A 12,692-nucleotide genomic window follows, 5' to 3' on the forward strand; every position below is an offset into this window, starting at 1 on the left:
GGCTCCGCGCCACGTCCCCGGCCCTGCCTTTTTCTACGGGAACATCCATGACATCCCAGCCTCCCCTCACCTGCCCTCCCGTCGCGCAGCGCCGCGCCCATAGCATCACGCACCATGGCCGCACGATTTCGGACGACTGGGCGTGGTTGCGGGATCCGGGCTACCCGGATGTGCAGGACAAGGACGTGCTGTCCTATCTGGAAGAAGAAAATGCCTGGTTCGAGCAGGCGATAGCCCCTCATGCGCCGCTGATCGATACGCTGTTTGCCGAGATGAAAGGGCGGATCAAGGAGGACGATCGCTCCGTCCCCCAAAAGGACGGCGACTATATCTACTGGCGCGCGTTCGAGGTCGGCGCGCAATATCGCAAATGGTATCGCCGCCCGGTCGGGTCGGCCGAAGACGGAAGCGCCGATCAGCTGATCCTTGACGAACCGGCGCTCGCCGCGGGGCACGACTATTTCCGTCTGGGTGCGGCTTCGGTCAGCCCGGACGGACGTTATCTCGCCTTCGCGGTGGATACCGATGGCGGCGAACGGTTCGAGGCGCGGGTGCGCGATCTGTCAACGGGCGACATGCTCGCCGACGTCATCCCCGGTACGCTGTCCTCGCTGGTCTGGACGAGCGACAGCCGCGCGTTTCTCTACAGCCTCGCCAACGAGAACTGGCGGACGGACAACGCCCGCGTCCACCGGCTCGGCACCCCGGCAAGCGAGGATGTCGAGATCTTTCACGAGGATGACGAGGGCTTCCGCGTCAGCATCGGGCTGACCTCCAGCGAGAAGTGGATCGTCATCGGCACCGGTGATCATGTGACAAGCGAGGCGTGGCTTGTTCCCGCCGACGATCCGCTTGCCGCCCTGCGCCTCGTTTCCGCGCGCAAGCCCGGCCGGGAATATGATGTCGACGAGCGCGAAGGCGAACTCTACATCCGCACCAACGACACCGATCCCAATTTCCGGCTGGTGAAGGCCGCGATCGACACGCCCGATATGTGGGAAGAGATCATTGCGCCGGACCCGCATTTTTACCTGACCGATTTCACGCTGTTCAAAAGCTTCTACGTCACCGAAGGTCGGCTCGACGGGCTCGATCAGATCGAGCTGCGCGATTACGAGAGCCACACGCCCAAGCGCCTGTCCTTTCCGGAGGCGAGCTATTCCGCCTCGCTCGACGACAATCCCGAATATGACGTGACGAAGATCCGCATCGGCTATGAATCGATGGTCACGCCGGACACGATCAGTGATTATCACCTCGCCGACGGGCGGATGGAACTGCTGAAGGTGCAGGAGATCCCCTCAGGCTACGACGCGTCCCGCTACGCCACCCAGCGCCTGATGGTCACCGCGCGGGACGGCACGCAAGTTCCGGTGTCGATCGTGTACCCTGCGGACTTTCCGATGGATGGGTCGGGCAGGCTGCATCTCTATGGCTATGGCGCCTATGGGTTGGCGATGGAGCCGGGTTTTTCGACCGGGCGCCTGTCGCTGCTGGATCGGGGCTTTGCCTATGCCATTGCGCATATTCGCGGCGGGGACGATCTGGGGCAGGCCTGGTATCTCGATGGCAAGCTCGACAAGCGCACCAACACGTTCACCGATTTCGTGGATGTCGCCAAAGGCCTTATCGAGCGCGGCTTTACCGCGCCGGGGCGGATCAGCATTTCCGGCGGATCGGCGGGCGGCGAGCTGATGGGTGCGGTCGTCAATTCGGACCCTGATCTGTGGGGCGCGGTGGTCGCGCATGTGCCGTTCGTCGATGTGCTCAACACCATGCTCGATGACACGCTGCCGCTGACGCCGGGCGAGTGGCCCGAATGGGGCAATCCGATCGAGGATGCCGCAGCGTTCGACACGATTGCGTCCTATTGTCCGTACCAGAATGTGCGGGCGCAATCCTATCCCCCGATCATGGTGACGGCGGGGCTCAACGATCCGCGCGTCACCTATTGGGAACCGGCAAAATGGGTGGCCAAGTTGCGCGCCACCGCGACCGGCGCCGCGCCGCTGTTGCTCAAGACCAATATGGGCGCGGGCCATGGCGGTAAGTCCGGCCGCTTCGACTCCCTGCGCGAAACGGCCGAGGAATTTGCCTTCATCCTGTGGCAGATGGGCGCCGCGAACGAGAATTGATTACGGCGCGGCGGCGGGTGCGGGGGTAGCCTCGGGCGTCATCGACGGTTGAGACGGAGCCACTGCAGGCTGCGTGGGGACGACCGGAGGTGGCGGGGTTGCCCGTCCGGCCAAAATCGCGGCGGATTCGATCACGTCGAGCGCCCGGCGCGCTTCGTTGTAGCGACGGGCCATTTGCAGCCAGCTGTCGGCATTGGCGCGCCCGGGCAGGCCCTCAACCTCCGCAATCGCCGCTTCCACGCGGGCGGCGGCAAGCAGGCTGCGCGCGCGCTGCAACGCCTTTTCGGGCAGTGGGGAGGGGGAAGTGGCCTTCCGGATGATCACCAGATTGGCCAGCTCGCGCTTCGTGGCGGTCCACCAGTCGCCCTCGTCCCGGCGACCCATCAATGCAGGCGTCAGTTCATCGAACGCGCCCTGCAGGTCGATCAGCGTTACCGGCTCGTCCGCTGCGGTGATGATCGTCGCCACCGCCTTGGGCTGCGCCTCGCCGAAGCGGGCGCGCAACTCGGTCTCGAGATAGCCGAGCGGCGCGCCATTATCGAGCGCGCGGCGCGCGGCAAAGGCGATCAGCATGGCCTCCGCCTTCCCCGCCTTGTCCCCTGCGAGCATCGCCTGGGTCGAAAGATTGTCGAGCCGGGCGGACAGGGTGGCCACTTTCGCGTCGAGGGCGGAAACATTGGCCTGCGTCACTGTGCCGGTCATGGCGGGCGAAGCGGCGGGGACGGCCGGTCCGGTGGCGGCCAGCGGTGCAGCGCTTCCGCCGTTCCACCAGTTCTGCAGCGCGCCGGTTCCCCACAAGGTCGCACCGATTCCGCCGATGAAGGCGATCAGAATGACGGCCAGCCACAATCCCGTGTTGGACCGGCGGTGCGTAGGAACGGGTGCAGGCGTGAACGGGGCCGGGGAAGGAGGCGGCGTTTCGGCCTGCGTCAGGGGTTCCTCGCTCATGATCGCGGCTCCAGTCTGTTTTCGCATCGCTGCCGGAAGGAGGATTACTGGCACATTTGAAGTGCGATGGCCAGCATTGCGGCATCGCTCGGCGCGGGCGCGGTCCCGCTGCGGCCCCATCCGGTCCCGGCGGCGGCAAGCGTCGCGGGTGATATGGCGACAAGCGTACAGGCAGAGCGTTGGGTCGCGGGAACGAGACCGGCGAGGCAGGCTGCAGCCCGTGGGGAATGCAGCAGGATGACCGGCTGTTCCGCTAAGGCGCGCGAAAGGGCGGGCGCGTCGATATCCTCCCGGCTTTCATAGACCGGCACCGACGTAATGGTCAGCGATCCGGAATCATAAGGGCGCACGTCGCGACCCTGGAAATGGAGGATGCGCTGGCGCCCGCTGTGCGCCACGGTCGGGATGAGCGCGGCAATGTCCGCTTCGCCCGTATGGATGTCGGTAAATCCGGCCTCGCGGGCACCGGCGGCGGTAGCGCGCCCAACAGTAAAGCAGGGCAGGTGGGTAAAGTTGTGCAAATCCGGCCCGGCATGGCGAGCGGCGTTGGCGCTGGTCAGCATCACCGCGTCGAACTGGGCGGGATCGGGCGGGGTCCAGTCGAGCGGCGCTACCCGAAACAGCGGGCAGACCAGCGTCTCCAGCCCCCGTTGCCGCGCGCGCGCTGCTGTGGCGTCGGCACCCGGTTGCGGCCGCAGGATGAGCAGCGGCTTCACGGCGCGAACAGTGCGCGCAGACCCTGGCTCGCGCGTTCGAGCATGTCCACACCCAGCGCCATCGCCGCTGCTTCGTCGCCAGGGTCCAATCGCGCCTCTGTCGCCACGCTTTCCTTGCCATCATTCGAGAGGATCTGCGTGCGCAGCCAGACGCGGTCGCCCTCCGGCACCGCCAGCGCGGCGATGGGCGAATGGCATGTCCCGCCGAGAGCGCGCAGCACAGCCCGTTCAGCCGCCACGCAGGCATGGGTATCCCGGTGATCGATCGCGTCGAGCAGCGCCCGGACCGGCATATTGTTCGCCAGCGCCTCCACCCCGATCGTCCCCTGTGCCGGGGCGGGCAACATTATGTCGACCGGAACGGCATGGCCGACATCGCTCTGTCCCAGCCGGTCGAGCCCCGCGGCCGCCAGCAGCGTGGCGTCGGCTTCCCCTGCTTCGAGCCGCGCTAACCGCGTCGCCACATTGCCGCGAAACAGCACGATCTCGACATCCGGGCGCAGCCGACGGATCTGCGCGGCACGGCGTGGCGAACTGGTGCCGAGCCGCCCACCTGCGGGAATGGCGCCGAGGCTTTCCGCCCCCACCAGCCGGTCGCGCACGTCGGCGCGGGGCAGCACGGCGGCGATGAGGAAGGCGTCGGGACGGATCGTTTCGACATCCTTCATCGAATGAACGGCAAAGTCGATCTCTCCCAGCGCCAGCGACCGGTCCAGTTCCTTGGTCCACAGCGCCTTGCCGCCGATGTCGGCGAGCGGCCTGTCGAGCACCTTGTCGCCGCTCGCGACGACCGGGCGGATCAGGATCGCGTCCTCGTCCCATCCATGGGCCGCGCGCAGGGCATCCGCGACGAGATGCGCCTGCACCATTGCCAGCGGCGATGCGCGTGTGCCCAAGCGCAGCGGGCGGGCGGGCGAATGGGTGGCAGGAGCGTCCGTCATATCCGGCTTGCTCTAATCGCCCCGGACAGTAGAGGAAAGGGCGGAATGAGCATCATCTTGGGCCTGGAATCGAGTTGCGATGAAACCGCCGCCGCTTTGGTGACGGGCGAAGGCGTGGTTCTGTCCCACAAGCTCGCAACGCAGGAGGCGCAGCATCGCCCCTATGGCGGGGTCGTGCCGGAGATTGCGGCGCGTGCGCATGTCGATGCGCTGATGCCGCTGGTGGAGGCCGCTTTTGCCGACGCGCAGCTAACGCTCGCCGATGTCGACGCGATTGCGGCGACGGCGGGGCCGGGGCTGATCGGTGGGGTGATGGTAGGGCTGGTTACCGGCAAGGCGCTCGCCCATGCGGCGTGCAAGCCGCTGATCGCGGTCAATCATCTGGAAGGCCATGCGCTCTCGCCCCGGCTGGCGGACCGGGATCTCGCCTTTCCCTATCTGCTGCTGCTGGTGTCGGGCGGGCATTGCCAGCTGTTGCGTGTGGAGGGCGTGGGCCAGTATCGCCGCCTCGCCACCACCATCGACGATGCGGCGGGCGAGGCGTTTGACAAGACGGCCAAGTTGCTGGGTCTGGGTTATCCGGGAGGGCCGGAGGTCGAGAAGGCCGCGCTGCGCGGCGATGCCAAAGGCGTGCCGCTGCCCCGGCCTCTGGTTGGGACGAGCGATCCTCATTTTTCCTTCGCGGGCCTTAAAAGTGCGGTGATGCGCGCCGCGCAATCCGGGAAATATACGACGGACGACATCGCGGCGAGCTTCACCGCTGCGGTGATCGACTGCCTGGTCGACCGGACGGACCGGGCGCTGCGCGAGAGCGGCGGGGTCAGCGCGCTGGTTGTCGCCGGGGGCGTGGCGGCGAACCGCGCCATCCGGTCCGCGCTGGAGCAATTGGCAGCGCGCCACGATCTGCCGTTCGTGGCGCCCCCTTTGTGGCTGTGCACCGACAACGCCGCGATGATCGGCTGGGCGGGGGCGGAGCGCTATGCGCTCGGGCTCATTGATGGCATGGATGTGCCCGCGCGTCCCCGCTGGCCGCTCGATCCGCATGCGGAAAAGGCGCGCGGGGCGGGGATCAAGGGATGACGCGACATATGCGGGCATGGGGAGCGAAGGGATGATGAAGCTCGGTGTCGTCGGCGGAGGAGCGTGGGGCACCGCCCTCGCGCAGGTCGCGGCGGGCGGCGGAGAATCCGTTACGCTCTGGGTGCTCGAAGACGAGGTTGCGACCTCGATCAACGCCGATCACGTCAACGCACTCTATCTCAACGGCATTTCGCTTTCGCCCGCGATCCGGGCAACGCGGGAGCTGGCCGACCTCGCGACGTGCGACGCACTGCTGGTGGTCACGCCTGCGCAGCATCTGCGCAGCGTTCTGGCCGGTCTGCCTATCTTCAACACGCCGCTGATCCTGTGCGCCAAAGGGATCGAGGCGGGCACGGGCCTGCTGATGACCCAGGTCGCGGCCGAGGCAAAGCCCGATGCGCCGATCGCGGTGCTGTCTGGCCCAACCTTCGCGCATGAAGTCGCCGCCGGGCTACCGACCGCGATCACCCTCGCCTGCGCCGATGCCGTGCTGGGCCAGCGGATCGCCGAGCGGATCGCCCGTCCGGGCTTTCGCCCTTATCTGTCGGATGACCTGATCGGCGCCGAAATCGGGGGCGCGGTCAAGAATGTGCTGGCGATTGCGTGCGGCGTCGCGGAGGGGGCGGGGCTGGGCCAGAACGCGCGCGCTGCGCTTATCAGCCGAGGTTTTGCAGAAATGACGCGTTTTGGCTTGGCGCGTGGCGCGCGGATCGAAACGCTCGCCGGTTTGTCGGGCCTTGGAGATCTTGTGCTCACCTGTTCGTCCACGAGTTCGCGCAACTTTACGCTGGGCAAGGGGTTGGGCGAAGGCATGTCGGCCTCGGCACTGCTGGCCCACCGGCGTACCGTTGCCGAAGGCGCGTTCACCGCGCCGGTCCTGCGCGACGTTGCACGGGACGCGGGTGTCGAAATGCCGATCGTCGAGGGTGTGTGTGCCCTGCTCGAGGGGAAAGTCAGCGTGTCCGAAATGATCGACGCCTTGCTCGCCCGGCCCTTGCGACCCGAATGACGGTCGCGCCGCGCGGCTCCGTCGCTGACTGTGCGATGACGATATACTTGCTCGCCGCCCTCGCTTATGGTCGGGACTGATGAGCGAGGGGAAGCCTGTTTTGGGAGGAGCACAGCCGTCCGCCGCCGACATGCCCGCCGAGGCGCGCGAACAGAGCGATATCGCCGCGCTCGCGAAGGGCGGGCGGACCAATGTGTTCGGCTTTTTGCTGCGCCTTGCCGCGCGTCTGCCGTTCCTGTTCATCGCCGGACGCATCTACGGGCCGGAGGTTCTCGGTCGCTTCGCTTATGCCGTGCTGGTGGTGGAGTTTGCCGCGCAGATCGCTACCATGGGGCTGAAGCGCGGACTGGCAGGGGCGATGGCGCAGACCGGCCGTCCGGAAAATCATGTCGTGGCCGATGCCATGACTGTGACGTTGCTGGGATCCGTCTTCACGGCTGGATTGTTGTTCCTGTTCCCGCAGGCGATGTTCCCCAACAGCAACCTGCATGGGCTGGACCGGCTGCTGCCGCTGATCGTCATCGCGGTAGCCGGATCGGATGTGGCGCTTGCTGCGTGCGCCTGGCGTTATGACGTCGGGGCATCAGTGCGCGCCCGCTCTATCGTCGAACCATGGACGATCAGCATCGGCGCGTATGTTTTTTCTTTCTATTCCCTCCGCGACGGGCTGATCCTCTCTTATGTGCTGTCAATGGTTGCGGCGCTGCTCGCATCGCTCTGGCCCATGTGGCGGCATTTCGGCTGGGCGCAGGGCTGGTTTCCCTCTCCGCGCCGACTGGGCCGAATGGCGCGGCGCAACCTGCCGCTGGCGGCGGCCGATGCGGTCGAATGGGGATCGCGGCGCCTCGATCTCGCTGTGCTCGGCCTGTTTGTCAGCCCGGCCGTTGTCGGCATTTATTATGTCGCGCAGCAGGTTGCATCGCTGCCCCAGAAGCTGAAAACCAGTTTCGAGCCGATCCTCGGTCCGGTCATCACGCGCAACCTGGCCGATCACAATCACGCGGCCATCGCGCGGCAGGTGAGCCAGGTTGGCTTCTGGATCATCGCCGCGCAGGTGGGGATCGCGCTCGCGTTGGGCATACCCGGCGAAGCGGTCATGGGTCTGGTAGGACCGCAATTTGTCGCGGGCGCACTCGCGCTCGGTTTCCTGCTTGCGGCCGAAGCGGCAGCGGCAACGGCGGTGGTCAGCGAATCGGCGCTCGTCTATATGGCGCGGTGGCGCAACATCCTGATTTCGCTCGGTATGATTGTCCTTCAGGCGGGACTGAGCTTTGCGCTGTTGCTGCTGGTGCAGCGGGCGGGTTATCCCACGCCGGTGGTCGCCGCCGCGCCCGCGCTGGCGCTGGCGGTGGCGCTGGGGGCAAGTTCACTGGTGAAGTCGGCGTTGCTCTCGCGCCTGTTGCGCCAGCGGGTCGTCACCTGGCGTCCGCCGCTGATTGTCGCCTGCGCCGTGGCCATCATCGTCGGCTGTGCATTTGTCGCGCTGCCGCACCGGCTGGAATGGGTTGAGCTGGTGTTCGGCGCGCCGACCATCCTTGCCGCCTATGCGGTAGTGATCTGGCGCTACGGCTTCGGCCCGGAAGATCGAATGCTCTTTCGTCGGCGACCGGTGGAATAAATTCCCGTCATCACTGTTGGTGTCTCGACGGCGCTCGACACGAACGATCGGCGGAAACGAAAAAGGCCGCGACCCTTACGGATCGCGGCCTTCTGATTTGCTTTGGTCAGGCGATCAGAACGATACGCCGATCGAACCGACGACGCCCGCTTTGCCGATATGACGGCCCGACGGCGAAATGTCTTCGGACTTCTTGAAGTCGGTGTCGACATAGGAGACGCCGAACGTGATATGGTTCCAGGTGTAGGTCGCACCCAGGCTCCAGTCGGTGTAGTTCTTCAGGCCATTGGTCAGGAAGCTGCGGCCGAAGCTCTCACCCACATGTGCGGTGATCGACACCGGCGTGTTCGGGATCGATCCGGACAGGTCACCATAGACATAGGTGTTGTCGCTGCGGTTGGCGCCACCAGCGGCAATCGCATGCTGCTTGGGAGCATAGGCAATGCCGACCTTCGCGGTAACCGGGCCAACGGCGCCCTTGACGCTCGCATAGGGCTCAACAAAGTCAGTGTTGGCACCGCCGGAACCGGGATAGTAGTAATAGAGCACGCCGACATCGACCGTGGCTGGGCCAAACGTCTTGCTATAACCAGCGATCAGGTCGATTTCCTGATCCGAGCCGGCAGCAACATAATCGTCAACCGACGAACCCCAAGCCGAGACATAAAAGCCCGACTCATGCGTGGCGGTCAGCGAACCCTGAACCGCGAAACGCTTGTCGGTCTGCGAAATGCCGCGGAAGCGGTAGTCGGAAACGACCGTGGCGCCGCCCGAAACGGTTACGGCAGGAGCGGGCTCTTCCTGAGCGAATGCAGGAGCGGCTACAGCCGTCAGCGCAACGGCTGACAGACCCAGAATGATCTTACGCATAATTATATTTCCCTTCGTCGATCGTGAATTCGATCGTCCCACCTGCGTTACCGGTTTCGACCTCTCTATGCCCACGGCAGGGGATCGAATGGCCCGGAAACAGGCTTCTGATGACCCGAGATTCCGCGGCGCACAAGACAAAACAGCAGAGACCTTTTCAAATTCGGTCACAGATGTTGCCCGTTTGCAACGAAATCACCGGTGAGGGGGTATCTGGCGAAACATCCTTAACAGACGGTTAAGGGGTGCCTTAATCCGCCGATTAGGCGAATTATTTCTGGTTTTCCTGGAAGCGCGCCAACCCTGCCGCCAGATCATCGATCAGGTCTTGCGTGTCTTCCAACCCGATGTGCAGCCGAATCGCCGGACCTTCTGCAATCCATTGCGTTGCACTGCGGAATCGTTGCGGATCGACGGGAAGAGCAAGACTTTCGAAGCCGCCCCAACTGTAACCGATGCCGAAATGCGCCAGCCCGTCGATAAGCGCGGCCCGGGCTTTGTCGTCCCCGCCGTTGAGTACGAAGGTAAAGAGTCCGGTCGATCCGGTGAAATCGCGTTGCCACAGTGCATGGCCGGGGGAGCCGGGAAGGGCGGGATGCAGGACGCGCGCAACCGCTGGTTGCTCATCGAGCCACTGCGCGACAGCCAGCGCACTTTTCTGATGCTGGGTCAGGCGCGACGGGAGCGTACGCAACCCGCGCAGGGCGAGCCATGCATCGTCCGGTCCCAGCATCTGGCCAAACAGATAGGCGGTGGACTGGATTGCCTTCCACATCTCCGCATTGGCGGTCACTGATCCTGCCATCGAATCGCTGTGCCCGACGATGTATTTGGTGCAGGCGAGGATCGAGATGTCGACGCCGTGCGCCAGCGCGGGGAAGAATAAGGGCGTCGCCCAGGTATTGTCGATCAGCGTGACGATGCCGCGCGCTTTCGCGATAGCGGTGATGGCGGGCACGTCCTGCACCTCGAACGTCAGGCTGCCGGGGCTTTCGAGAAAGATCGCGCGCGTGCGATCGGTAATTATGGCGGCGATGCCTTCGCCAACGGTCGGGTCATAATAGAGCGTGTCGATGCCCATCGGCCGCAATATCTTTTCGCAGAAGGTGCGGGTGGGGTCGTAGGCGCTATCGACCATCAGCAACTGATCGCCGGGCTTGAGCACCGCCATCAGCGCACAGGAAATTGCGGCCACCCCGGAGGGAAACAGCATCGTTCCCGCAGCGCCTGGTTCCATCTCCGTCAGCGCATCGGCGAGCGCCCAGCTTGTTGGCGTACCCTTGCGCCCGTAGAACAGCCGTTGATGCTGGTCCGTCAGCGCGGCGCGCAGATGGGCGACGTCGTCATAGAGTATGGTCGACGCCCGCCAGACCGGAGGATTGACGATGGCGCCCGGCTGACCAGGCATGCGCGTCCATTCCGGTTGCCGACCGCCCTGCACCGCGCGCGTGGCGGGGCCACGCGGGTCGGACGTTTCGTCGTCGGGATTGCTCATGCCGGGCCGGTGGCCTTGGGCGTGCTCGGGTCCAGACCCCATTCGCTCCAGCTTCCGTCATAGAGCGTCACGTCGGTCTTATCGATCAGCCGCGCGGCAAACAACACGTCCGCTGCCGTCACCCCGCTGCCGCAGGTCGTGATAAGCGGGCGGGAAAGATCGATGCCTGCTTCGGTGAAGAGGCCGCGCAATTCATGCCCGCGCTTCCATGTGCCGTCAGCATTAAACAGCCGCGAATAGGGCAGGCATACCGATCCGGGGATATGGCCGGACGCCATGCCCGCGCGCGGTTCGGGATCCTCGCCGGTAAAGCGGCTCATCGACCGGGCATCGACGACCTGCGCCGCCTTGGTCTTGAGATTCGCGATCATGTCCTCCCGCGTGCGCACCATGGCGTCATCGCGCCACACGGTGAAGTGCCGGTGACGGGTCTTGGGCTTGCCACTTTCCGTCTCACGCTTTTCCGCAATCCATTTGGGCAGCCCACCGTCGAGGATCGCGACATTGTGCGCCCCGAACACCTGGAACATCCACCATGCGCGCGCCGAGCTGTGCAGCGGGCTATTGTCATAGACGACGATGCGGCTGCCATCGCCCAGACCCAGCGCCTGCATCCGGCTGGCGAATTTTTCGGCGGGGGGCAGCATGTTGGGGCGCGGATCGTTGGCATCGGCCAGTTCGTCCAGATTGAGGAAAAACGCGCCGGGGATATGCGCGGCATCATATTCCGCTGCCGGATCGCGCCCGCTGTTGGGCAAAAACTGCGTCGCATCGACGATGCGCAGGTCTGACGCCCCCATTTCCGAAGCCAGCCAGTCCGTGCTCACCAGAATGTCCATCATCTTCGCCCTTTCCTTGACGCCCTGTCGTTACCGGAGAGATACAGACCTTTCCAGTGCCAACATCGCCCTTTCCATGTAGCAAAGTACCGACGGGCGGCATCCCCTTGCGGCCTTTCCCCGAAATGCAAAAGTCCCTATAGCGCCGCCATGAACCCGATCCATCTTGGCCAGACCAGTCCGCTCCCCGCATCCCCGGAAGAGGCGGTGCTCGATTATGTCGCCAATCCGCGCCCGGAAGCGCGTTATATGGTGCGCTTCGCCGCGCCGGAATTCACGTCGCTTTGCCCGGTGACGGGCCAGCCGGACTTCGCGCATCTGGTGATTGATTATGTACCTGATGCTACAATAGTGGAATCCAAGTCGCTCAAGCTGTTTCTGGGAAGCTTCCGAAACCACGCCGCCTTTCATGAGGATTGCACGGTCGGCATCGGTCAGCGCCTGTTCGATGAGATGAAGCCGCTATGGCTGCGCATCGGCGGCTACTGGTATCCGCGCGGGGGCATCCCCATCGATGTGTTCTGGCAATCCGGCGCGGCGCCTGCGGATGTGTGGGTGCCGGATCAGGGCGTGCCGGGCTATCGCGGGCGGGGGTAAACGCGCCTTTTAAGGCCTCGCCGCATCGCGCCGGGCCTGCCGCACCATCCCGCGCAGGATTTGCCCTTTGGTGCGCGGTGGTGGCGGCTCCGTATCCAGAAGCTCCCGCGGGTGCAGCGACAGGACATATTGCTCGGCGGCGCGAAAACCATCCGACCATTCTGGACCATGGTGGCCGAAAGTAGTGACGGAATACGACTCCATGCTCTGAAACATTCCCGAGCACACCCGCTCGGCTGCCCAGCTGTGGGCGGCGTGCCGATGTTCGGCAAAATGGGTGGCGACCAGCGCGACGTTCGCCTCGCTGACATCGAGCTTGAGATGGCGAAGAAGCCCTTCGGCTGCGACCCGGTCCACGCTCCAGACGGCTGATTCGCTCATGCTTTTCTCCCACCGAACACGATCGCAGGTTGCGGTGCCATGTCAATGCGGCAGGCGGTCAGG

The 12,692-nt window shown here is 64.9% G+C and carries 12 protein-coding genes; 5 read left to right on the forward strand and 7 right to left on the reverse strand.

Features of this window, described 5'->3' with window-relative positions:
- Positions 1–47: 47 nt before the first annotated feature.
- Positions 48–2,135 (forward strand): S9 family peptidase, encoded by a 2,088-nt coding sequence (locus FHS92_RS09285; protein ID WP_184079777.1) that lies wholly within the window; start codon positions 48–50, stop codon positions 2,133–2,135.
- Here FHS92_RS09285 and FHS92_RS09290 read toward each other — a convergent pair whose 3' ends face one another.
- Genes FHS92_RS09290 through hemC form a run of 3 tightly spaced genes read right to left on the reverse strand, consistent with a single transcriptional unit; the run spans position 2,136 to position 4,740 of the window.
- The gene (locus FHS92_RS09290; RefSeq protein ID WP_184079779.1) at positions 2,136–3,083 is read right to left on the reverse strand and encodes a hypothetical protein; all 948 of its coding nucleotides are present in this window, start codon (positions 3,081–3,083) and stop codon (positions 2,136–2,138) included. It abuts the gene before it with no gap.
- 44 nt (positions 3,084–3,127) lie between these two features.
- Positions 3,128–3,799 (reverse strand): uroporphyrinogen-III synthase, encoded by a 672-nt coding sequence (locus tag FHS92_RS09295; RefSeq protein WP_184079781.1) that lies wholly within the window; start codon positions 3,797–3,799, stop codon positions 3,128–3,130.
- A complete protein-coding gene (hemC, locus tag FHS92_RS09300; protein ID WP_184079783.1) occupies positions 3,796–4,740 on the reverse strand; it encodes a hydroxymethylbilane synthase in 945 nt (314 codons plus the stop codon). The genes FHS92_RS09295 and hemC overlap by 4 nt, the downstream gene beginning before the upstream one ends.
- Positions 4,741–4,785: 45 nt before the next feature.
- Between hemC and tsaD the strand changes: the two genes are divergently transcribed.
- From tsaD to FHS92_RS09315, 3 genes are all read left to right on the forward strand, one after another.
- Positions 4,786–5,820 carry a tRNA (adenosine(37)-N6)-threonylcarbamoyltransferase complex transferase subunit TsaD gene (gene tsaD, locus FHS92_RS09305; RefSeq protein ID WP_184079785.1) on the forward strand — a complete coding sequence of 345 codons (1,035 nt, stop codon included), beginning with the start codon at positions 4,786–4,788 and terminating at the stop codon, positions 5,818–5,820.
- A 34-nt stretch (positions 5,821–5,854) separates the two neighbouring features.
- Positions 5,855–6,829 (forward strand): NAD(P)H-dependent glycerol-3-phosphate dehydrogenase, encoded by a 975-nt coding sequence (locus FHS92_RS09310; RefSeq protein ID WP_184080329.1) that lies wholly within the window; start codon positions 5,855–5,857, stop codon positions 6,827–6,829.
- Positions 6,830–6,959: 130 nt separating this feature from the next.
- Positions 6,960–8,447, forward strand: a complete 1,488-nt coding sequence (locus FHS92_RS09315; protein WP_184080331.1) for a lipopolysaccharide biosynthesis protein — start codon at positions 6,960–6,962, stop codon at positions 8,445–8,447.
- A 114-nt stretch (positions 8,448–8,561) separates the two neighbouring features.
- Here the strand turns inward: FHS92_RS09315 and FHS92_RS09320 are convergent, their stop codons facing one another.
- The 3 genes from FHS92_RS09320 to sseA all read right to left on the reverse strand — a co-directional run bounded on the left by FHS92_RS09320 (position 8,562) and on the right by sseA (position 11,651).
- A complete protein-coding gene (locus FHS92_RS09320) occupies positions 8,562–9,317 on the reverse strand; it encodes a TorF family putative porin (RefSeq protein ID WP_184079787.1) in 756 nt (251 codons plus the stop codon).
- A 271-nt stretch (positions 9,318–9,588) separates the two neighbouring features.
- Complete coding sequence (metC, locus tag FHS92_RS09325; protein WP_246351886.1) at positions 9,589–10,812, reverse strand: cystathionine beta-lyase; 1,224 nt, start codon at positions 10,810–10,812, stop codon at positions 9,589–9,591.
- On the reverse strand, positions 10,809–11,651 hold the full coding sequence (gene sseA, locus FHS92_RS09330) for a 3-mercaptopyruvate sulfurtransferase (RefSeq protein WP_184080333.1): 843 nt from the start codon (positions 11,649–11,651) through the stop codon (positions 10,809–10,811). The genes metC and sseA overlap by 4 nt, the downstream gene beginning before the upstream one ends.
- A 150-nt stretch (positions 11,652–11,801) precedes the next feature.
- Between sseA and queF the strand changes: the two genes are divergently transcribed.
- Entirely contained in the window at positions 11,802–12,248 is a 447-nt protein-coding gene (queF, locus tag FHS92_RS09335; RefSeq protein WP_184079792.1) for a preQ(1) synthase, read from the forward strand.
- A 9-nt stretch (positions 12,249–12,257) separates the two neighbouring features.
- On the opposite strand, the gene FHS92_RS09340 is transcribed toward queF, so the two are convergent.
- Entirely contained in the window at positions 12,258–12,629 is a 372-nt protein-coding gene (locus tag FHS92_RS09340; RefSeq protein WP_184079794.1) for a hypothetical protein, read from the reverse strand.
- Positions 12,630–12,692: the final 63 nt, after the last annotated feature.

It is taken from the genome of Sphingobium subterraneum (assembly GCF_014199435.1).
GTDB classification, from domain to species: Bacteria; Pseudomonadota; Alphaproteobacteria; order Sphingomonadales; family Sphingomonadaceae; genus Sphingobium; species Sphingobium subterraneum.